This window comes from Bradyrhizobium sp. UFLA05-109 (genome assembly GCF_054185165.1).
Window position 1 is genome coordinate 1 of sequence record NZ_JBBIAR010000063.1, and the last position, 19,666, is coordinate 19,666.

General features: G+C 59.5%; 18 protein-coding genes and 4 pseudogenes. 15 read left to right on the forward strand and 7 right to left on the reverse strand.

The window, feature by feature from the left end; translation table 11 throughout:
- Window positions 1-146: 146 nt before the first annotated feature.
- The 3 genes and pseudogenes from Q3C01_RS34350 to Q3C01_RS34360 all read right to left on the reverse strand — a co-directional run.
- The gene (locus Q3C01_RS34350) at window positions 147-359 is read right to left on the reverse strand and encodes a hypothetical protein (protein ID WP_458149702.1); all 213 of its coding nucleotides are present in this window, start codon (window positions 357-359) and stop codon (window positions 147-149) included.
- Window positions 360-439: 80 nt separating this feature from the next.
- Window positions 440-703 (reverse strand): DNA ligase-like domain-containing protein, encoded by a 264-nt coding sequence (locus tag Q3C01_RS34355; protein ID WP_458149751.1) that lies wholly within the window; start codon window positions 701-703, stop codon window positions 440-442.
- A gap of 128 nt (window positions 704-831) precedes the next feature.
- Window positions 832-1,122, reverse strand: a pseudogene (locus Q3C01_RS34360) (ATP-dependent DNA ligase); the annotation flags it as partial.
- 212 nt (window positions 1,123-1,334) lie between these two features.
- On the opposite strand from Q3C01_RS34360, the pseudogene Q3C01_RS34365 reads away from it, so the two are divergent.
- The 3 genes and pseudogenes from Q3C01_RS34365 to Q3C01_RS34375 all read left to right on the forward strand — a co-directional run.
- Window positions 1,335-1,639: pseudogene (locus Q3C01_RS34365) on the forward strand (Ku protein); the annotation flags it as partial.
- Between the two features lie 604 nt (window positions 1,640-2,243).
- A complete protein-coding gene (locus Q3C01_RS34370) occupies window positions 2,244-2,426 on the forward strand; it encodes a DUF1059 domain-containing protein (RefSeq protein ID WP_458149703.1) in 183 nt (60 codons plus the stop codon).
- 16 nt (window positions 2,427-2,442) lie between these two features.
- Window positions 2,443-2,838 (forward strand): DUF718 domain-containing protein, encoded by a 396-nt coding sequence (locus tag Q3C01_RS34375; protein WP_458149704.1) that lies wholly within the window; start codon window positions 2,443-2,445, stop codon window positions 2,836-2,838.
- Window positions 2,839-2,893: 55 nt separating this feature from the next.
- Here Q3C01_RS34375 and Q3C01_RS34380 read toward each other — a convergent pair whose 3' ends face one another.
- Both Q3C01_RS34380 and Q3C01_RS34385 read right to left on the reverse strand, forming a co-directional pair.
- Window positions 2,894-3,109 (reverse strand): hypothetical protein, encoded by a 216-nt coding sequence (locus Q3C01_RS34380; RefSeq protein ID WP_458149705.1) that lies wholly within the window; start codon window positions 3,107-3,109, stop codon window positions 2,894-2,896.
- A gap of 28 nt (window positions 3,110-3,137) precedes the next feature.
- Entirely contained in the window at window positions 3,138-3,833 is a 696-nt protein-coding gene (locus Q3C01_RS34385) for a YoaK family protein (RefSeq protein WP_458149706.1), read from the reverse strand.
- A gap of 585 nt (window positions 3,834-4,418) precedes the next feature.
- Here Q3C01_RS34385 and Q3C01_RS34390 point away from each other — a divergent pair.
- The 4 genes and pseudogenes from Q3C01_RS34390 (at window position 4,419) to Q3C01_RS34405 (ending at window position 6,044) form a co-directional block, all read left to right on the forward strand.
- Window positions 4,419-4,652, forward strand: coding sequence for a DUF6894 family protein (locus Q3C01_RS34390; RefSeq protein ID WP_458149707.1), 234 nt, complete (start codon window positions 4,419-4,421; stop codon window positions 4,650-4,652).
- Between the two features lie 133 nt (window positions 4,653-4,785).
- Window positions 4,786-5,174 (forward strand): annotated as a pseudogene (locus Q3C01_RS34395) (aminotransferase class I/II-fold pyridoxal phosphate-dependent enzyme); the annotation flags it as partial.
- A gap of 248 nt (window positions 5,175-5,422) precedes the next feature.
- Entirely contained in the window at window positions 5,423-5,563 is a 141-nt protein-coding gene (locus Q3C01_RS34400) for a hypothetical protein (RefSeq protein WP_458149708.1), read from the forward strand.
- Between the two features lie 193 nt (window positions 5,564-5,756).
- On the forward strand, window positions 5,757-6,044 hold the full coding sequence (locus Q3C01_RS34405) for a hypothetical protein (RefSeq protein ID WP_458149709.1): 288 nt from the start codon (window positions 5,757-5,759) through the stop codon (window positions 6,042-6,044).
- A 405-nt stretch (window positions 6,045-6,449) separates the two neighbouring features.
- Here Q3C01_RS34405 and Q3C01_RS34410 read toward each other — a convergent pair whose 3' ends face one another.
- Window positions 6,450-7,112: a hypothetical protein gene (locus tag Q3C01_RS34410; protein ID WP_458149710.1), complete on the reverse strand. Its 663-nt coding sequence runs from the start codon at window positions 7,110-7,112 to the stop codon at window positions 6,450-6,452.
- 1,041 nt (window positions 7,113-8,153) lie between these two features.
- Window positions 8,154-8,552, reverse strand: a pseudogene (locus tag Q3C01_RS34415) (winged helix-turn-helix domain-containing protein); the annotation flags it as partial.
- Between the two features lie 170 nt (window positions 8,553-8,722).
- On the opposite strand from Q3C01_RS34415, the gene Q3C01_RS34420 reads away from it, so the two are divergent.
- From Q3C01_RS34420 to Q3C01_RS34455, 8 genes are all read left to right on the forward strand, one after another.
- Window positions 8,723-9,697, forward strand: a complete 975-nt coding sequence (locus Q3C01_RS34420) for a cytochrome-c peroxidase (protein ID WP_458149711.1) — start codon at window positions 8,723-8,725, stop codon at window positions 9,695-9,697.
- Window positions 9,694-12,168 (forward strand): two-component system VirA-like sensor kinase, encoded by a 2,475-nt coding sequence (locus tag Q3C01_RS34425; protein ID WP_458149712.1) that lies wholly within the window; start codon window positions 9,694-9,696, stop codon window positions 12,166-12,168. Before Q3C01_RS34420 ends, Q3C01_RS34425 begins: the two co-directional genes overlap by 4 nt.
- A gap of 146 nt (window positions 12,169-12,314) precedes the next feature.
- Window positions 12,315-13,925, forward strand: coding sequence for a calcium-binding protein (locus Q3C01_RS34430; RefSeq protein WP_458149713.1), 1,611 nt, complete (start codon window positions 12,315-12,317; stop codon window positions 13,923-13,925).
- A 28-nt stretch (window positions 13,926-13,953) separates the two neighbouring features.
- Window positions 13,954-16,095, forward strand: coding sequence for a type I secretion system permease/ATPase (locus tag Q3C01_RS34435; protein WP_458149714.1), 2,142 nt, complete (start codon window positions 13,954-13,956; stop codon window positions 16,093-16,095).
- Window positions 16,082-17,536, forward strand: a complete 1,455-nt coding sequence (locus Q3C01_RS34440; protein ID WP_458149715.1) for an HlyD family type I secretion periplasmic adaptor subunit — start codon at window positions 16,082-16,084, stop codon at window positions 17,534-17,536. The genes Q3C01_RS34435 and Q3C01_RS34440 overlap by 14 nt, the downstream gene beginning before the upstream one ends.
- A 61-nt stretch (window positions 17,537-17,597) precedes the next feature.
- Complete coding sequence (locus Q3C01_RS34445) at window positions 17,598-18,119, forward strand: DUF3455 domain-containing protein (RefSeq protein ID WP_458149716.1); 522 nt, start codon at window positions 17,598-17,600, stop codon at window positions 18,117-18,119.
- A gap of 147 nt (window positions 18,120-18,266) precedes the next feature.
- Window positions 18,267-18,500 (forward strand): DUF6894 family protein, encoded by a 234-nt coding sequence (locus tag Q3C01_RS34450; RefSeq protein WP_458149717.1) that lies wholly within the window; start codon window positions 18,267-18,269, stop codon window positions 18,498-18,500.
- Between the two features lie 268 nt (window positions 18,501-18,768).
- Window positions 18,769-19,614, forward strand: coding sequence for a metal-dependent phosphohydrolase (locus tag Q3C01_RS34455; RefSeq protein WP_458149718.1), 846 nt, complete (start codon window positions 18,769-18,771; stop codon window positions 19,612-19,614).
- Window positions 19,615-19,666: the final 52 nt, after the last annotated feature.

Sequence of the window (19,666 nt, forward strand, 5' to 3'; positions counted from 1 at the left end):
GGTTCCGCAGGCTTCCATGCCGACCAGGCAAGGAGGAATCCTGCTAAAGAAGTCGATGACCTGCTTGCGCCGCAGCTAACCAATGATCTTGCATGGTAGGCGTTTCTAAACATGCGCGCTCGCCAGCGGCCTGTTCTCGCAAGAAGTCAGTCCGGCGCTTCACGCCCCTGGGTAGTCAGTTCGTATCGATCGCCGTTCTTCGTCAGCCAACCGCCCTCAACCATGCGGAGCACAAACGATTTCGTGCCAACTGGGTGAAAGGTGCCCGGGTGATAGATCTGGTTGTTTCGCTCGACCAGGTAGCCATAGAGCCGAGCCTGCCGCAGAATCTTTTGCATCCCTAATGAGAGAACCAACATAACAATTGTTCAAGCATCGGCTTGAAAGAGTGTTCCAAGGGTGGCGCGACATTGTCGGCGTGTTTTATTGCCGCACGCAGTCACAGCTCCCGCCCTATAGCCGGATGGATTCGGTTCTTGACCTTGATCCAGAATTTCTGCCGACCTGCGCGGTAAGGTCGATCGCGATGTTTAGAAACCAGAGCCTCTAACCCCATTCGGCAGGCGGCCGGGAATAGGTCTGGGCCGATCTCGTCCCGCTCGAAGGCAGCAATCGTGATCCCGTCCGCCAGCAATTGCTCGAGGTTGGTCTTGCGCATGTGTAAGGGCAGGGACCGCAGATCATTGCCGCCCAGGGCCAGAATGTCGAAGGCGTAGAGTTGGACTTCGTGATCGTGTTTGCGGGAGTCAGTGCATTGAAATCGGAAATGCCGTCAACGCCAAGGATCACGGCCTCGCCGTCAATGACGAAATGCTTCTGCCGGTTCTTTAGCGCGGCCCCAGCAATCAATGGATAGCGCTTTGTCCAGTCGCTGCCGTTCCGCGAGAGCAGGCGCACGCGCTCGTCCTCCCGGATTACCAGCATCCGGTAGCCGTCCGCTTTCACCTCATGAAGCCAATCCGGGCAGGACGGGACCCGCTTGCCGGCGGTCGCCAGACAGAGCTCGTACGCCATGCGCATAAAGCCAAAGATAGGGATTTGCTGATTATTTTGCGAATCGAGGAACGCGCCCGAGCTTTCGCCGTTCTGGATCTTCGGAGCGCATCTGGAAAACAGCAGCATGGCGGCCTCAGCTACGCTCCACGAGCTGGGGCCGCTTTTTGCGGCGCGCAGACACACGTTCTGTTCTTTTGCGACTGCAAAAGCACATTCAGATTGGGTCGTCGAGAATGAAACAAATCGAATCCGTCAGGCCCGAGGCGGTGGATCAGGGGCCCTGCCTTGTTCGCCGATCTCCGCCATGGTGCGTTCCGCTTCTGCCGCTAGCACCCCTTCTCAACCGAAAGACCGGCCACCGCATCAAGTACGCCAAGGTGGACGCTAATACAGGCGAGGAGGTCGACAAAGAGGACATCGTCAAGGGCTACAAGGTCGACACCGACACATTCATCGAGGTGACGAAGGAAGAGCTCGAGAACGTCGCGCTGGAATCGACGCGAACGATCGAGATTGACGATTCGTCGACCGCAGCGAGATTGATCCAAGAGATCTGATCCGTCCCTACTATCCGCGACCCGACGGTAAAGTTGGGCACGACGCTTTCGCGGTCATCCGCATTCGCGCGGTTCGCGATTGCGACGTATTGGAGCGCGAAGGAAAGCGAGAGATCAGAGACAATCCTCGATCCGGATTGGCAGTTTGCGTACGCGCTTGCCGATGGCATCGTGGACGGCGTTGGCGATCGCGTTCATCATGCTGGGCCAAACCATTATCCCAAGCAAAAAGTCAAACGCTTGACCGTACCTACGGATGCGGAGCGAAAGAGAACGGAACCGACTCGTGAGCCGGCGGTTGCGGCGTAGCGCCGCCACCTGAGCTCCCCGCAGAGCTCCATAAATCGGCGTCAAACGGATCCTGGCAGTACCCGCTAACAATCGATGTCCGCTTCGGTCTCGATTGCGACCGCTTTTGAGGACGCAGCAAATGATGCGAGGAGCCATAAGCTGACAAGTCACTTTTCCACAGAGTATGATATACAAGCGGCTCCGTCGTCGGAGCGACATAAAGGGAGCAGATTGACGCTCGATCGTTCAAAGGGCGGATAGACTGGGCTGGCTACGAGCTTTTCTTAGTTGGCAGGTGTTGCCACACCCTCAAAAATTCAGGATGAGCGGGGCTATTTTTTCTTGAGATAGGCAATTTCGATCAGCGCGAACGGCATACTAATAGTAACGGAGGCAGATATGAGCAGAATGTTTGTGGATTGCCGAGATTACCCAAGTGAGATGAACTGCACGGTCGCGATTTCAGCTGATACTAAAAAAGAAGTGTTGGAAGCGGCGGTGCAACACGCTGTTTCGGTGCACGGCCATCAAGATAGCCCACAATTGCGTGAGGAATTGGCAAAGATGATCAAGGCCCAATAGGCAGTCAGATTGGTCCGTGATCGCCACAAAAGCGGACAGTCAAGCGCTCGGTGCTTTGCCAATGCATGCGCGTTTATCTCGGGAACATTATTTACCAAGGGAGAAGAGCGTGACTGTGACGGCTTTCAATACTGTGCGCTTTCGCGTGAAGGCGGGGCGCGACCAAGAATTTTTGGACGCACACAAGACGATTGGAGTAACTTGGCATGGTCTACTCCATGCCAACATTATCAAGACCGGCGACCGTTCCTATTGCATTATCGCCGAGTGGAAAAATATGGACGCATGCATTGCCGCGCGACCTGATATGATTTCGACTCTAAATTCTTTTCGCGATACGCTCGAAGATCTCGGCGGCGGGCTCGGCGTGACTGATCCGGTTGCGGGTCCGGTCATCTTGTCTTTGAAATAGCGATTTTACTGTGCGGGGTGCTGGCCGACGAGGATTTCGTCGCAGAGCCGGGTAATCAGATCGTGAGCTTGAGCGGGCAACCGGCCGCCGGCTGGTTGGCGGCGGCAGCGCAGCGCTTGAGAATTGCGTAGGCGGTGATCATCTCGCGGGGGATCAGGTCGTGACCGACGCTGAAGTGCTCAAGGGAACGTTGCGTTTGCGCTCCCCACAGTTTGTGTGCCGGTACTTCGACCTTGCCCAGACTGTCCGATTCTACTCTGATTGCGGTCATGTTAGATCTGTCCGGTTTTGATGTGCGGTTAGTTTCGACGTGGTGAAAGATGCGGGACTAGGCTCAACGCCACGGCGAGGAGTGCGAGGCTGGCAGGCAGCACGACCGCTTTCAGTCCGAGAGCTGCCTCGCACACCCCGCCAAGGATGCAGCCGACGAGAAATCCAAGGATTGCCGGCCATGTATGGCTGGCGCGACGGCGCGCGGTTGCAATGCTGACCGCATTTCGCCCGAGAAAGATTTCAGCCACGTCGATCGCATAGAGGGTGACGTTGGTGGTCATGATCGCCGTGCCCGGCGCTTCCCTCAAGGAAAGTCGTACCAGGGCATTCTGAACGGCCATCGCCAAGACACCCAGCATGCCGGCCAGCGTCATGATTGCGGCGTCGTGACCGACATGGGGACCGGCGTCGAGGCAGACAGCGAGAAACGCCAGGAGCAAGACGAATTGCAGCAGGAGCAGGGGCGCCAGCGAAGCGATCCCAATTCGCTCCAAAGCGGCCGCGAGCACCTTGGCAAGAGCAAGACCGACTATGAAGACAGGAACTGCGATCAAATATGACATCGGCGCCTGCTCGCCAGCGACAAGCCTCGCGGCGAGAACCACGAGATTGCCAGTGACATGCGCGGTGAACAGTCCGTTCAGCCCGAGAAAGCCGATAGTGTCCGTGCTCCTGGCGATGATGCTCAGTAAAATCGGCAGCGCCCATCGCAAGAGAATCATCAACCGACGGCATTCGCCCGCCCGCGTCCCAATCGTGCGGAGGGGCAATCCCCGCACGGACACTTCCCGACCCAACAAGTTTCTGATGTGGCGGCATGCGAGACGACTTGATGTCCGTAAAACATCCGGAAATGTCCAAGGGCACCCCTTCATCAGGGGGCTTCAATTCCCGTTCATGAAGTCGAAGATAGCGACGCGACTGGTCGCAGGCTTTTCATCGCTTGCTGTGGCCTTGTCATCAGTTGATGACGAGATCGAAGCATGAGCGGACGACCTGCAGGTTCGTGCCAGATGTCGAAGAGGATCGCCGACATCCACTGACGAAACATCAAATCGTCTGTTGCCGCCAAGCTATTCAGGCGATCGGGCGACTAGAAAAATGCCGAACGCTAAGAAATGACAATGCCTCATCAAGCTACGCAAAGCCAAGACTGTCGAATCCTGAATTAATGGAATCATCCGGGCCGATTCAATCAGGATGCACATCAAGTTTGTCTTGATCGCTTTCGTTTTTCGGACCGCGCGGTCGAGGACACCAGCAACGGTGAGATCTCGTAGCTACGCCCCCCTTTGAAGGTGATGAACATGACCCAGGTATACTTCCACTGCTCCAATACAAGGAAGGTGTTCCTCGATCACCGCGGCGCCGTGGTAAGTGACCTCGCTGAGGCGCGCGATTATGCGACGCGCGTCGTGCAATCCTTCACCAACGAGCGCAGCCTTGAGGATTGGCGTGACTGGGTGCTGCATGTCAGCGGCGATGAGGGCGATGAGCGCTTTGTCGTGCCCTTCAGTTTCGTGCTCGGCATGCCACACTGAGCGGCGCCGCCCTCCGAGCGTTCGCCGTGGCCCCGGCAAAGTCCTCTCCCTCCCGAGGATCGACTGCGCCCTGCTCGAGGGCTCGCATGTACGTAGACTTAGAAAGCAAGGTCGAACAATTTCGGTGTACTTCATGACTTATGATCATTTCTTTTCCGCTGCACTTGCCGGCTGCACGCCGAGCGGCGCCACCGCGTGTTTGCCGATCTCGAGCGAATCGCTGGGCGATTTCCGCACGCAATATGGCATTCCCCGGACGGCCGACGCCCGGTAGTGATCTGGTGCTCGAATGATCACCTTGGCATGGGCCAGCACCCGAAGGTGATCAGCGCGATGGTCGAGGCAACCATTGAGATGGGCGCTGGCGCGGGCGGCACCCGCTACATTTCAGGCACCCACCATCCGCTCATCGAATTAGAGCGTGAGGTCGCCGACTTGCACGGCGAGGAAGCGGCGCTGGTCTTCACCTCGGGATACGTGTCCAACGAGACTGGCATCGCGACGATCGCCAAGCTGCTCCCAGCGCGAAGCTGATCCCGGAGCCCACGGAGCCAGACCCGTATATCGAGGAAGCCTATCGGTTGTGGGACCTCAAGCAGCGGGGCAAGTGAGAGCGCGCGGGGGGGCGATCTGCCCCCGCACCTCAGCATATCTTCGCATTGTCGGCCTCGTCGCAAATGTGGCCGGGCCAGCCCCGGACCGATGGACCGAACCATATTGGAATGCCGTCCCAGATAATCCAGCGGCCATCCGGTTCAACCGGAAGCCTCATGGGCATGCGGATTTTGACGCGCGGCTCGCGCGCCACGGCGGACGTTGTGAGCATGGCGATCGCGATCAATCCAATCGACAAGAGTTTGATTGTAGTCATTGAACTTGCCTTTTGGCCCTTGATGGGGCTGCAACCTTAACCCGTTTCTTCAACCTCGTTGCAGGCGAACCTGTGCCGCCGCTTGGTACTCAGCTTCGGCACGGGTACTTTCCCAACCTTGCAAGACGGCGTCGCCTAAGGAGTCACATACCCGCCATTCCCACTTACGAGGACGAGCAGTCTGTCTGTTGATCGCCCCATATATAGTAGTCTGACTTATTGCGAGGTTCACCATGAGGAAGACGTTATTGGCTCTCGCTGCCGCCGCGACTTTCGCCGTTTTAGCAGCCTCGCCAGCGTATCCGCGCGATGATTACGGACCCGGTGGCAATCCGTATCCGCGCACTTATCCCGGACCACCACGCGGCACTCCGTACTGGTCGGGCTATGTCGATGCCCCGGTTGGCGAGGCGATGCCTCCTTGCCACTGGAATACCCAGCGCTTCTGGGACGGGCAGGGCTGGCGCGAGCGCCGCGTGCGAACCTGCGGCAGCGATCCAGCTTGGACTTCCAGGCCTTAGAAGCTGAAGACGGCTCGCGCAGCGACACGCAAATGCCGCCGCCCTAGCATCGCCAACGTGGTCAGTGCGATGAATAGACGATCGTGCAGCCCCCGCAATGGTAGCAAAGCCGTTTCGCTGATCAATGCGGCGTCGCAGCTCGCCCTGCCGGGTGCGGCAGCCACGGCCATTTCTTCATCGGCCCGTGCCGTGTAAGGCTAGCTCCCCCGTCCACCATCTGGCGTCGGGAGGTGAGAAGAGCCAGGCTAGGTACGGATGCCGGGTCCTTTCACTGCCAACTGCCGGGCGCCCATGCTTGGTCCTTTGGCAAGGGACACTATACAGACACCATTTTCAAATTCAATCGCATTATCAATATGTTACATAGGAGTACATATTCCCACATGGGGAGAAGTCAGGGCAGGGCTAGGCCACAGAGACCGTAAACTCAGCAGAAAACTGTCGGGGGGAACGTAGGTAGCGCTCCCCCGCTGCCACCTTTCCCCACACTTCTTTGACTTGGTTCGGATAGGCCCTATCCCCGAGCAGAGCATTTAGCCGGCCTGCTATTTCCACGGCCACACTGCCTGGGCGCGCTGGGTCGCGGAACACAGTAACAGTCTCCACCAGGTCTCTGATGGCTTCTGCGGCTTCTCCGTCGCCCGCACTGGCACCCTTCGCTAGAGCTTCTTCGAGGCGCCCAAGTTGCTCCTCATAACGTTTGAGGATGGCCGGATGCAGCGCGACTTCTTTCGCGGCTGGCGGTTCACTCTGCAAATGCTCAGATATCCGCTTTCGTTCGGCATCCAAGGCCGTGGACCGGGGGCCGAGAAAGGATGGATCGCCATGCCCTTTTGCAATCGCATCCACAAGTCGTTCGATTTCCCGGTTTAATTGCCCAAGCTGCTGCTCAAGGCGCTGTCGTTTCGCGTTTGAAGAAGCCGCGAGGCGCTTCCGCTCCTCGAGATACGTGCGTACGTACTCCGCAATAACCTTCGGGGCGCGCAATTCGGCCTTTAGCCCGCTGAGGACCGCACTCTCGACCGCGTCTAAATAGAACGTCTTGGCGTCAGGACATGTGCCGCTCAACGAGCGTTCTCGACGCTTATCGATTCTCTCCGGGCGGAAAGAAGCGAAGCGTGACCTAGAGAGCTAAGTCTGGACGACCTTCGGGGAAGAGTTCAGTTCGATCCTCGCGGGGGCTTAACCGGGGGTCGTCGATATGTGCTGTGGATTTCTTGAGTCAAATCAATCGGGGTAGACGGTTCATACGACCGCTTGCCATCTCAAACCCGCCAAACAGAGCACCGCGGGCGCCGCGGGAACAGAGCCGATAGTGCCAGTGCCCGACGGGGCCAGCGCCGACAGTGCCAAGGGTCCTAGCGGCATGAGGATACGAACATGCGTGATGACGCGCAGATCGTGTCTGCTTTCAGAGACTTGCGGCCATAGTGGTGCCGTGGGGCCGGTTTAGGTGCGCAGCGAATGGACCCGTTGCGGACATTACCCCTCGGGCAGCTCGGTCGAGTCGGCTCGCGAAATTGCAACCGAACAAAAGTAGACAGCCTTGGTTTGTCGCGTGGACGAATAAACGAGGCACCATGCCGGACGCGGGTTTCGTGAAGCCCGGAGGAGGCGAAGGGCGCTATATGTCAGCTTCGGGTTCACGAGCGTCCATCGCCGAAGACGCCTGCACTTTCCGGAGGAGTTGTAAGAACGCGCATGGCTCCTCGACCGAGGTAATGCCAAGGCGGATACTGCACGCGTCCGAGGAAATTCCTACGTAGCAGTCCCCTCCGCTCCCCGGCCAACTTGGAGAGCACTAAAACCGGCCTGCTTAGGTGCAATGCTTTTGCGGCCCTAACCTTGAGAGGAGTGAGCTCCTCGGACTTGCGTCGCCAAAAAGATGCCCGGCTGAGGCAATAAAGGCCTTGGCAGGCGGGTGAGCTCATCAACACGGCCGGTGTCGAGCGCTCATGAGATCAACACCGACGCGCTTCTCTCATGTGAGACATGCGACCCGACCGACTTGCTGGTTGGTTATCGTTCCTCACGCGCTCTCAGCCGCAAAGCGCTAAACTTTAACCTTGCAGGTCCGGAGTTTGCGTCGCCGGCTTGTAGTCATCGAGATTAGAGGCGCTCGACCGCAACGGCGAAGACATACCCGACGCCGCGCTCAGTCTGTATCACGCGCGGGGCGCTGGGATCGCGCTCGAGTTTGCGCCGGAGGCGAAGGATCTGCACGTCGATGCTACGATCGAAAATGTCCTCGTGGGCGCGAGTTGCTTGTAGAAGGTGCTCTCGGCTAAGCGGACGTTGCGGGGCTTCGAGGAATGCGACCAGCATCGCGTATTCACCCTTAGTCAGCGCTACTTGATTGCCCGCCGGGTCGACAAGCCGTCGGGTCCTGCGGTCGAGCTGCCAGCCGGAAAATCGAAAGCGGCCACGTCCTGGATCGCGCATCGACGCGACTCTTCCGACATCGAACCGCCGCAGGACGGCGCGAACCCGCGCGAGCAATTCGCGCACAAGGGTCCGGATGTTGTTCTCCGCGAAATAGTTTAGGATCATGCGCTGCAAGGCGGGGTCATCCTCCACGACAAGGACACACACTTGGCGATCAGGACTTCCGCGAGAACCCGGTTCATTCGGTGACGACTCGCTCATTGCGTCCGTTTCCCTTAACCGCGCCGCCTGCGATGACGACGGCCGCAAATGCTTGCAGATTCCTATACCTCGTGCTGGCGCTCGTTTGCCCGTACGCGATTCCGCCGGCGGATGCTCAATCGCCTGCCTTTGACGCCCCCCCCAGCCAGGAGCCGATCACGCCAATTCCTGCGGCACGCGGGCTCGATCCGCAACGTGTGTTGCTCGGAGAGCAATTGTTCAGTGACCAGCGTCTGTCTCACAATAATACACACAGTTGTTCATCGTGCCACGATAAAGCGACGAACGGTGCCAGCGCCGACGTCCACGATACGCGCGAGGGTCAACCGATCGCGCTAAATACGCCGACGGTCTTCAATGTGAGCTTGAACTTTCGCCTGAATTGGGAAGGGAATTTCCGTTCGCTGGAGGAAGGAATAGAGCAAAGCCTTCGAAATCCTGCGATTATGGCAGCGAGCGCTGACGAGGTCGTCCGCAAGCTGCGTGCCGATCCCCAAATGGTCGACCAATTCCGCGACGCGTATGGAAGGGGGCCGGATGTTGCGGCACTGCTGGACGCGATCGCGACATACGAACGGTCGCTGGTTACGCCGGACAGCCGCTTCGACCGATGGCTGAGAGGGGAAGCTGACGCGATAACGCCGCACGAGCTGCTCGGCTATCAGGTTTTCAAATCGCTCGGCTGTGTCACCTGCCATCAGGGCGTCAATATCGGCGGTAATTTATTCCAGCGGCATGGCATCTTCCATCCCCTAGGTTCACCGGAGCCGGTGCTGCTCCGTGTCCCTAGCCTGCGCAATGTGGCAACTACCGCGCCGTATTTCCACGACGGCAGCGCTGCCACGCTACCAGAGGCGGTCAAGGCGATGGGCATTGCACAACTCGATCGGGTGCTAACTGACCAGCAAATCACCGCCATCGTCGCATTCCTCAACACACTGACTGGAACCTATCGGGATCGAGCGGTAAGCCCGGCCGCGCCCCGCGCAGGCTCAGTGATCAAATGAGAAACTTGCCAATTGTGCTTGGCGTATCGTTTCTGCTCGCGCTACTGACCTGGCTGTTGTTACGCGGGATCGATACGAACGCACCCGCCTACGCGCTAACTCTTCGGGCCTTCGATGATTACGCGCTCGCGGAGGCCTCGCTTCACCGCGACGTTTTGCAGGCGCGCGCGGGTCTGCTTCGCAACTACGATACCTTCACCACTGACGCGCAAGAGATGGAGGAAGCAGTTGGTAGAATCCGGTCTCACGCGCAGGCTGAAGGCCTCGACATGAAGCCTGCTAACCGACTTGCAGCAGCGGTTATCGAGCAGGAAAATCTGCTTGAGCGATTTAAGACCAGCAACGCATTGCTTCAGAACTCGCTGTCCTATGTTGGCCTTCTCAGTACTAGTCCGGAATTCCTTGCCCAAGACGTGCAACTCGCACCAGCAACAGGTGCACTGGCGGCAGCGATCCTCCATTTATCCCGGGACACATCTTCTGATGCACTCAAGGCGCTCCAGGAGCGCATAGAGCAGTTCGCGCAACAAGCACCCACGGCAGGACAGGAAGCGGAAACAGCACGGGCGATGCAGGCGCACGCGCGGCTGCTTTATGAACAGCTGCCAATCGTTGATGAGACGCTGAGGGCATTCATAGCGGTGCCCAGCGAGCGGGCTCTCGCTGAAACCCGCGCGCTGTTCTCCCGGCACCGGGTCATGGTCGAAGCCGTGGAGCAGCGCTATCGGACATTGCTGTATGTCGTCTCGTTGTTGCTGCTCGTTATGCTGGTATTTCTCGGCCTCAGGCTGCGTGCGCGCGCCGCCATACTGCGCCGGCGGGCGGCATTCGATCATATCATGGCCGAAAATTCGACACGTCTGATCAATTGCTCGCCGGCTGAAACCGGGACCCGACTGACGCAAGTGCTCGGCGAACTAAGCCGAACCATTGATGCAGATCGGGCGTATGTAGTGTTCGATGAAAAGCCTATCCGCGTGCACACATGGTCCAAGGATGGAGTAGCGTTCCCGAAAGATTGGCCCCGGCAGGCGCTGGCAGCAGCGGAGCAACTCGGCCTGGCTGAACCGAACGTTACCGTTCCAGATGCTGCCGCCTTGCCGTCCGGGCCGATCAAGGACGCGCTAACGCGGGCTGGCGTGCGCGCATGGGCGTACGTGCCGCTGATCCGACCGGCCCGGCTCCACGGCATCATGGGTTTCGACCGCTTCCGGCCGATACGGAACAAAATCTCTCCTGTGCCGATTGCCCGGCTTGCTGGGGACGCGGTGGCCAACGCCCTCGAGCGCGAGTTTCTTGAACAGGAACGGGCGAAACTCTCGGCGCGGCTGGAACGCGCGCGCCGTATGCAAATGGTCGGGTCGCTCGCAAGCGGGATCGCGCATAATTTCAACAACATCATTGCCGCCATTCTCGGCTATTCGGAGATGATCGAACCGCAACTTGCACGCGGCACCAAACCGGTGCAGCACATTGAAGAAATTCGCCGGGCGGCGGAACGTGGCCGTGATCTCGTGGACAGCATCCTGACTTTTGGACGCAGGACCGACGTGCGGTCTCGTCCGGTGCAGGTACGCACGCTGCTCAACGAGGCAGCCTCATTCTTGAGTGCTTCGCTGCCGTCGCGCGTCGAGCTAATCATGGATGACGTTTCGGACGCCATCGCCGTGTCTGGCGAACCAGCTCAGCTGCAACAGGTCATCCTTAATCTTTGCACCAATGCGGCGCAGGCAATTGACGAGCGCGGCCATATCCATTTGGCAGCAAAGCTGGAAGAAGTGACCGATCCGCTTCAAATCGGCGACGCGAAACTCCCGCAGGGCCGCTACGTCTGCTTCTCAATCAGCGACAATGGGCGCGGCTTCGATCACCGCATCGCGCGGCGAATGTTCGAGCCTTTCTTTACCACGCGCCTGGCCGGCACCGGCCTTGGTCTGGCAACCGTTCGCGAAATTGTACTGGATCATAATGGAGCTATCCGGGCCCAGAGCGAGCCTGGGCGGGGAAGCCGCTTTGAAGTTTGGTTGCCGGCAGCGGCGACAGGCAGCCCTGGGACGGCCGAGCCGGCCACACAGTCGATCGGGCGCGGCGAGACGGTGTTGATCCTGGAAGTCGAACGGGAGCGCCTACTGCGGGACGAAGAGACACTGGCAGCGTTGGGCTTTGAGCCCGTCGGATTCGAGCATTCAGACGATGCGCTTGTGGCGTGTGGTTCGGACCCAGATCGTTTCGATGTGATTTTGATTAGCTCTGGCTGGAAAGCCCAGGAAGGCCTCGACCTGGCGCGCGCCTTTGGCGAGGTAGCACCCTCGAAGCCCATCCTGCTTGCCGTCGCGTCCTCCATCGACATCAACGTTAACGCACTTGCAGAAGCCTGCATTTCCGAGGTTTTGCCTTGGCCGTTGGCGACGACGGAGCTTGCTTCGGCGCTGGAGCGCTGTCTGCAAAGACACGACAAGTTACAACCGTAACATAGCTGAAATTCGTCCGTAGGGCGGAGCCGTCATTTCTAACGGCTGCAACCGCGCACGCCTGCGCGGCATATTTGAAGTCCCGAAACTCAAGCGAGTTATTGCTCGCGAAACGGCGTTTGTCACAACGTTGAAAGGACGATCCTATGGCTATCAAAGCTAGTTTCTCGCCGACTGCAGGTCTGCTTTCGGTGTTCGACGATAACCTCAACAACACGATCGTCGTCAGCCGCGATGCGGCCGGAACGATCCTCATCAATGGCGGTGCGGTCACAGTCACGGGCGGCACGGCGACGGTAGCGAATACCTCCTTGATCCAAGTGTTCGGCACGGGCGGCGACGACATGATCTCGCTCGACGAAACCAACGGTGCGCTGCCTGCCGCCCGGTTGTTCGGCGGTACGGGTAACGACACGCTGATCGGCGGCTCGGGCAACGATCAGCTTTTCGGCGGCGCAGATAACGACACGCTGATCGGCAAAGGCGGTAACGATCTCCTGTTCGGCGGCGCCGGCAACGACACGCTGACTGGTGGCACCGGCAACGATCAGATGTTCGGCGGCGCCGGCAATGACCGCATGATCTGGAATCCGGGCGACGGCACCGATCTCATGGAAGGCGGCGCCGGCAACGATACCGCCGAGGTCAATGGCGGCAACGCGTCCGAGACATTCGCCATCACTGCTAACGGCAGCCGCGTGCGCTTCGATCGCCTCAGCCCGGCGCCGTTCTCGCTCGACATCGGCACCACCGAGAATTTTGTGCTTAACATGAACGGCGGCGACGACGTCTTCACCGCCGGAAACGGTCTTGCCAACCTGATCCAGCTCACCATCGACGGCGGCGACGGCAACGACACCATCACAGGCGGCGACGGCAACGACAGGCTGCTCGGCGGCACTGGCAACGACGTCATCACTGGCGGTCGCGGCAATGATTTCGCGAATCTCGGCAGCGGCGATGACACCTTCGTCTGGAATCCGGGTGACGGCAGCGACACGGTCGAAGGCGGTGACGGCACCGACACGCTGCAATTCAACGGCGCCAATGCCAGCGAGAACATGATCATCTCGGCCAATGGTACCCGCGCGCGGCTTACCCGCGACGTCGGCAACGTCACCATGGACCTCAACGGCATCGAGCACATCAATGTCGCGGCCCTGGGAGGTGCTGACACCATCACGGTTAACGATCTGGCCGGAACCGGCGTCAGCCAGGTCGCCTTCGACCTCGGCAGCGGCGCTGACCCGAACACGCCGGATACGGTCGTCATCAACGCGACCAGCGGCGATGACGTCATCAACATCGTCGACAACAATGGCGTGGTCACGATATCGGGTCTCGCCGAGAACGTGACGATCTCCGATTTCAATGCGAACGATCGGATCGTCATCAATGGTCTGGGTGGCGACGACACCATCAGCGCGACCGGGCTCGGGTCGGCCATGCAGCTTGTCGCCAATGGCGGCGATGGCAACGACGTCCTGCTCGGCGGTAACGGCATCGAGACGCTGAACGGCGAAGCTGGGGACGACATCCTCATCGGCGGCAGTGTGCAGAACGTCCTTAACGGTGGACCCGGCGCCAACGTCGTCATCCCGGGCGGCGCGGCAGCGCCCACCGCGCGTGCCGCCCTGATAGGGCAGTTCATGGCGTCGAGCTTCGTCGCGGCGGGTGACGGCCACGGCGCGGCGCCGATTGCCGATCCTGCGGTTGCACAGCAACCCCAGCTCGCGCCCCCGCACGCCGTTGCCTGACGTAAACGACTCGCCCTGGAGAACAGCTATGAGCAACCAAGCCCACAGCGTTAATCCGGCGGACCCCGGTCTTGAAGCGCTTGTAACGCTGTTGCATCTCCAGGGCGTTGCAGCCGATGCCCAGCAGATCGCGCATCGGCTGGGTACCAACAAGATCAGTGCACCCGAGATGCTCCGGTGCGCCAAAGATCTCGGCCTCAAGGCGCGCGCCTACCGAACCGACTGGTCACGGCTCAGCAGCACGCCCTTGCCCGCCATCGCCTCCCTGCGCGGTGGCGGGTTTCTGCTGGTCGCCAAGACCAGCGGGGATAAAGTCCTGGTCCAGTCGCCGCTGGAGCAGCGGCCCGAACTGATGACCCGAAATCAACTCACCTCCATCTGGGACGGTGGGTTGATTCTGATGACTCGCCGCGCCGGATTGTCGGATATCACGCGACGGTTCGACATCACATGGTTTGTCGCCGCAATTCAAAAGTACCGGCGGCTCCTAAGCGAGGTGCTGGTCGCGTCGTTCTTCCTGCAGCTGCTCGGCCTGGTCGCTCCGCTTTTCTTCCAGGTCGTGATCGACAAGGTGCTGGTGCACCGATCGCTCAGCACGCTCGATGTTCTTGTTCTCGGGCTGTTGACGATCTCGGTTTTCGAGACGGTGTTGGGAATTTTGCGGACTTATCTGTTCGCGCACACCACCAACCGCATCGATGTCGAGCTTGGGGCGCGCCTCTTCCGCCACCTGCTGGCCTTGCCGATGGCTTATTTTCAGGCGCGCCGTGTCGGCGATTCCGTGGCACGCGTCCGAGAGCTGGAGAACATCCGCAATTTCCTTACCAGCTCCGCGCTGACGCTCGTCATCGACCTGTTCTTCACCTTCGTCTTCCTGGGCGTGATGTTCTTCTACTCGCCGTTCCTGAGCTTGATCGTGCTCGGCTCGTTCCCGTTCTATATCGCGATCTCGGCCGGGGCCACGCCGCTATTCCGGCGGCGGCTGGACGAAAAATTCCGCCGCGGCGCCGAGAACCAGGCCTTCCTGGTCGAGAGCGTCACAGGAATCGAGACGCTCAAAGCCATGGCGGTCGAGCCGCAGATGCAACGCCGATGGGAAGAGCAGCTTGCCGGCTATGTGGCGGCGAGTTTCCGGGTCCTGAGCCTCGGCAACAGCGCGAGCCAGACGGTGCAGCTAGTCAGCAAGATCGTCACGGCAAGCATCCTCTATTGCGGCGCCAGGCTCGTGATCGACGGCAGCCTTTCGGTCGGCGAACTCGTCGCGTTCAATATCCTGGCGGGCAGAGTGAGCGCGCCGGTGCTACGATTGGCTCAGCTCTGGCAGGACTTCCATCAGGCGCGGCTGTCGATTGCGCGGCTCGGCGACATCCTCAACACTACAGCCGAGCCGACCTATTCGGCCAGCCGCGCGCGGCTGCCCGCAATTCGCGGCGACGTCAAGTTCGAGCACGTCTCGTTTCGCTACCGCATCGATGGTCCGGAAATCCTGCACGATGTCTCATTCGAGGTCCCCGCGGGCCAGACCGTCGGCATCGTAGGGCCTTCCGGGTCGGGCAAAAGCACGTTCGCGAAGCTCATTCAGCGCCTCTACCTTCCGGAGCGCGGGCGCGTCCTGGTGGACGGGATGGATCTCGCGATGGCCGATCCTGCCTGGCTTCGCCGCCAGATCGGCGTCGTCCTGCAGGAGAACGTGTTGTTCAATCGCTCGGTGCGCGACAACATTGCGCTTGCCGATCCCGCGATGCCGATGGAGCGCGTCATCAAAGCTGCTCGCCTCGCGGGGGCGCATGATTTCATCCTCGAGCTTGCCGAAGGCTACGATACCGTAGTCGGCGAGCGAGGCTCGACGTTGTCGGGCGGGCAGCGCCAGCGCGTCGCAATTGCGCGTGCGCTTGTCGCCGATCCACGCATCCTGATCTTCGACGAAGCGACCAGCGCCCTCGATTACGAGAGCGAGCGTATCATTCAGCAGAACATGAAAGAGATCGCTGACGGACGGACGGTGATCATCATCGCACACCGACTCTCGACCGTGCGCACGGCGGATCGAATCATCACGCTCGATAGCGGTCGGCTCGTCGAGGACGGAAGCCATGACGCATTAATCAAGACCGGCGGACGTTACGCATCGTTGCATCGGTTGCAAGGGGGACTACATGAAGTCAGCTGAATCGGTTGCGTCCGTTATGCCAACGCCTCGTGTGATTCCGCTTCGGCGCGCGCAACAGAGACGCCGTGAAGTGCTGGCATTTTTGCCGGCGGCGCTTGAAATCGTGGAGACACCGCCGTCGCCAATCGGCCGTGCAATCGGAAGCGTCATCATCCTCTTGTTCTGCCTGGCGCTGATCTGGGCGTGGTGGGGCAAGATCGATATCGTTGCCTCGGCAACCGGGAAGATCCTGCCGGGTGGCCGTGTCAAGGTGGTCCAGCCCTTCGAAACCGCCGTTGTACGTGCCATTCGGGTGCAGGATGGGCAGACGGTCAAAGCTGGCGACGCCTTGATCGAGCTCGATCCGACCGCCAACGAGGCAGAGCGCGATCATTTGCGCAGCGACCTACTCGCCGAACGGCTCAACATCGCGCGCTTGCGGGCAGCGTTGTCTGGCAGCGACGACCCAGCGACCGATTTCATGCCATCGGCCGATGCCGATCCTGAACTGATCAGGACCCAGCGCCAGTTATTGCTCAACCAGGTGACCGAGCATCGCGCCAAGATCGCGGCGCTCGCCCGCCAGCAAGCGCAAAAGGAAGCCGAGTTCGCCACAACGGCTGCGACGATCCACAAGCTCGAGACGATCATTCCCGTCATTCAGTCGCGCGTCGACATCCGCAAGACATTGGTGGAGAAGGAGCTGGGCTCCAAGCTCAGCTATTTCGAAGTGGTCCAGCTTCTGGTCGAACAACAGGAGGAGCTTGGCGTCCAGAAGAGCCACCTGCGGGAGACCGAGGCGGCGATCGCCGCCATCCACGAGACGGGCGGTCAGGCCGCGGCCGAATATCGGCGCACGATCTCCGATGACCTTGCTAAGTCCGAGCAGAAGGCGAACGGACTCGCGCAGGACCTGATCAAGGCCGAGCAGAAGATGAAGCTGCAACTGTTGACGGCTCCAGTCGACGGCGTGGTGCAGCAGCTCGCGGTGCACACGGTCGGCGGCGTGGTCACGCCCGCGCAGCCACTCCTGATCGTCGTACCCAGTGACAGCCGACTGGAGATCGAGGCCATGGTGTCAAACAGCGATATCGGTTTTATTCATGCCGGGCAACAAGCTCAGATAAAGGTCGATACCTTCAATTTCACGCGCTACGGGCTGTTGCATGGCGAAGTCCTTTCGATTTCGCGTGACGCGGTGATCAGCGATCGCCCGCAGGACCGCTCCGGCGAGCGGGGGCCAGGCGCAGCAAACGAGACCAGCGAACCGAAAAGTCAGGAGCTGAACTACAGTGCGCGCATTTCGCTCGACCGCACCCAGATGCAGATCGATGACAGGATGGTCGATCTGTCACCCGGCATGGCGGCAACTGTGGAAATCAAGACGGGATCGCGGAACATCCTGAGCTATCTGCTTTCGCCCTTGCGTCGCTACCGCCAGGAGGCGCTTCGAGAGCGCTAGGGAGAAACGATCTTCCAACCAATTACCGCAGGATTGAACCACCACAAAGCCGAGAAGTCCGATGAAAACTCCCTCAAAATTGCTGCTCAACGTTGCTTCAGTCACGTATCTTCTGCTGGCCGTCAGGGCGCCGGCACAATCGCTGTCGGCGATCGACAAGAATACGATCATCGCTACCCTTCATGCAGAGGGCGCCCAGATCTACGAGTGCAAACCGGATACTTCGAAGCCCGCCGGGCAGGCTCGTGCGCTGACGTGGCAGTTCCGTGAGCCCATCGCCACGCTCATGGTCGGCGGCCAATCGGTTGGCCGGCACTATGCCGGTCCGAGTTGGGATCTCGTCGATGGGGGCGCAATGAAGGGAAGGGTGGTAACGAGCACTCCCGCGCCTACTGCAAACGATATTCCGTGGCTGGAGCTTGAAGTGGTTGACCACCGCAACAAGGGGATTCTGTCCGATGCTGTCATCGTCTTGCGCATCAATACCAAAGGTGGACTTGCGCAGGGATCCTGTGAAAGTGAGGGCAAATACCTCGGCGTTCCGTATGCCGCGGATTACTTGTTTCTGCGCAAGCACGATTGATGCTGCAAGTTGCGACCGCCCAAAGCTGTGAACTCATACGACTGTTAAGTCAGCGGCTCGCACGGTCTAGCTCGCTACCAAAAACCTCTGTGGCGCTGAGGTTCTCGTTATTACGCGTTTCGAGCGTTAATTCGTAGGAGACAGAACGTGCCCCAGGTCTATTTTCACTGCTCCAACCCGAAGGCGGCTTTGATCGATCGCCGCGGCCTCGTAGTAGATGACCTCGCTGAGGCGCGTGATCAAGCGGCCTGTGTCGTGCGATCCCTTACCACGGCGCGCAGCCTCGAAGACTGGCGCGGCTGGATCCTGCGCGTCAACGATGATCTTGGCGATGAGCTCTTCGCGGTCCCCATCGCCTTCGTGCTTGGGAAGCCGCATTGAGGGTCGCCATGTTTGCGGTTCTATCGCCGATAGCGTCGCTCGGCCAATGCGTGCTTGGCATCAAGAGAAGATGCACCAAGCTTATCGCGACCACCTGCGGCTCGTATCGGCCCGAGCGTCACTATATGCGCGGACCCGGTCCTAAATGGTTTGCCAAGCATGGTGTCGTACCGCTCGGGAGATTCGTCGAAGCCCGAGGCCGTGGGCAATCGACGCGCGAAGAAGGTAGCAGTCGGCTAGCAAAATGTATTCGAGTCGGAGCTCCAGCATGATAACTGTACCGGAACTAGCGGCGAGCGCCTTGGAGGATTTTCTCGGTTCCTATATGCGTCGCCGATTTGGCTCCTCGCAGGCCCATCTTGCAGAGATAGTGCCGTCTGCCGCCCGCTCCGCTCTGGAGTGCATTGGAAATAGCGATGCACTCTACCACAATCTCGAGCACACGCTCCTGGTGACGCTTGCGGGCCACGATATACTCCGCGGTCGTACGCTATACTGCAACGTGACCGCTGACGATTACGCTCACGTGATCATTGCGTGCCTTACCCACGACATTGGCTTTGTCCGCGGTCTGTTCAAGGAGGATGACGACGCCGGCTTTGTCATTGATCCGACAGGTAAGAAGATGAAGCTGCCGCGCGGTTCTTCCGATGCGGCGTTGTTCCCTTATCATGTCAATCGATCGAAGCTTTATGTCATGGAGAGGATCGAGGGTATCGCCCTCCTCGACAAGAGACGTATCGCCGGTGCTATTGAGGGTACGAGGTTCCCGACAAGCGTTTTAGGCGAGGGGCAAGAATACCAGGAAGAGGCGTCGATCGTTCGCGCAGCCGACTTTATCGGGCAACTCGGTGATCCAAACTACATCAGAAAGGCAAATGCGCTGTTTCACGAATTTGAGGAGGTCGGCATGAATCGCCAGCTTAGTTATGATTCGCCGGCCGATATCGTCAGTCGCTATCCCCAGTTTTACTGGAACAGCGTGGCGCCTCACATCCAAACCGAAATCCAGTATCTGAACAAGACGTCGAGCGGTCGTCAGTGGATTGCAAACCTTTGCAGCAACGTTTTTTGTGCTGAGCACGAAATCTCGCTTTCTGGGCCGCAAAGATAGACCTGACGGCATCAAACACGGCGCGTTAATTCCATTCTTTTGAAGGTCAACC

Excerpts from the sequence above, each read along its gene's own strand:
- Q3C01_RS34350 (WP_458149702.1), bottom strand. The coding sequence starts at position 359 with ATGTTGGTTCTCTCATTAGGGATGCAAAAGATTCTGCGGCAGGCTCGG.
- Q3C01_RS34370 (WP_458149703.1), top strand. The coding sequence starts at position 2,244 with ATGAGCAGAATGTTTGTGGATTGCCGAGATTACCCAAGTGAGATGAAC.
- Q3C01_RS34380 (WP_458149705.1), bottom strand. The coding sequence starts at position 3,109 with ATGACCGCAATCAGAGTAGAATCGGACAGTCTGGGCAAGGTCGAAGTA.
- Q3C01_RS34385 (WP_458149706.1), bottom strand. The coding sequence starts at position 3,833 with ATGATTCTCTTGCGATGGGCGCTGCCGATTTTACTGAGCATCATCGCC.
- Q3C01_RS34390 (WP_458149707.1), top strand. The coding sequence starts at position 4,419 with ATGACCCAGGTATACTTCCACTGCTCCAATACAAGGAAGGTGTTCCTC.
- Q3C01_RS34400 (WP_458149708.1), top strand. The coding sequence starts at position 5,423 with ATGGGCATGCGGATTTTGACGCGCGGCTCGCGCGCCACGGCGGACGTT.
- Q3C01_RS34405 (WP_458149709.1), top strand. The coding sequence starts at position 5,757 with ATGAGGAAGACGTTATTGGCTCTCGCTGCCGCCGCGACTTTCGCCGTT.
- Q3C01_RS34420 (WP_458149711.1), top strand. The coding sequence starts at position 8,723 with ATGACGACGGCCGCAAATGCTTGCAGATTCCTATACCTCGTGCTGGCG.
- Q3C01_RS34425 (WP_458149712.1), top strand. The coding sequence starts at position 9,694 with ATGAGAAACTTGCCAATTGTGCTTGGCGTATCGTTTCTGCTCGCGCTA.
- Q3C01_RS34430 (WP_458149713.1), top strand. The coding sequence starts at position 12,315 with ATGGCTATCAAAGCTAGTTTCTCGCCGACTGCAGGTCTGCTTTCGGTG.
- Q3C01_RS34435 (WP_458149714.1), top strand. The coding sequence starts at position 13,954 with ATGAGCAACCAAGCCCACAGCGTTAATCCGGCGGACCCCGGTCTTGAA.
- Q3C01_RS34440 (WP_458149715.1), top strand. The coding sequence starts at position 16,082 with ATGAAGTCAGCTGAATCGGTTGCGTCCGTTATGCCAACGCCTCGTGTG.
- Q3C01_RS34445 (WP_458149716.1), top strand. The coding sequence starts at position 17,598 with ATGAAAACTCCCTCAAAATTGCTGCTCAACGTTGCTTCAGTCACGTAT.
- Q3C01_RS34455 (WP_458149718.1), top strand. The coding sequence starts at position 18,769 with ATGATAACTGTACCGGAACTAGCGGCGAGCGCCTTGGAGGATTTTCTC.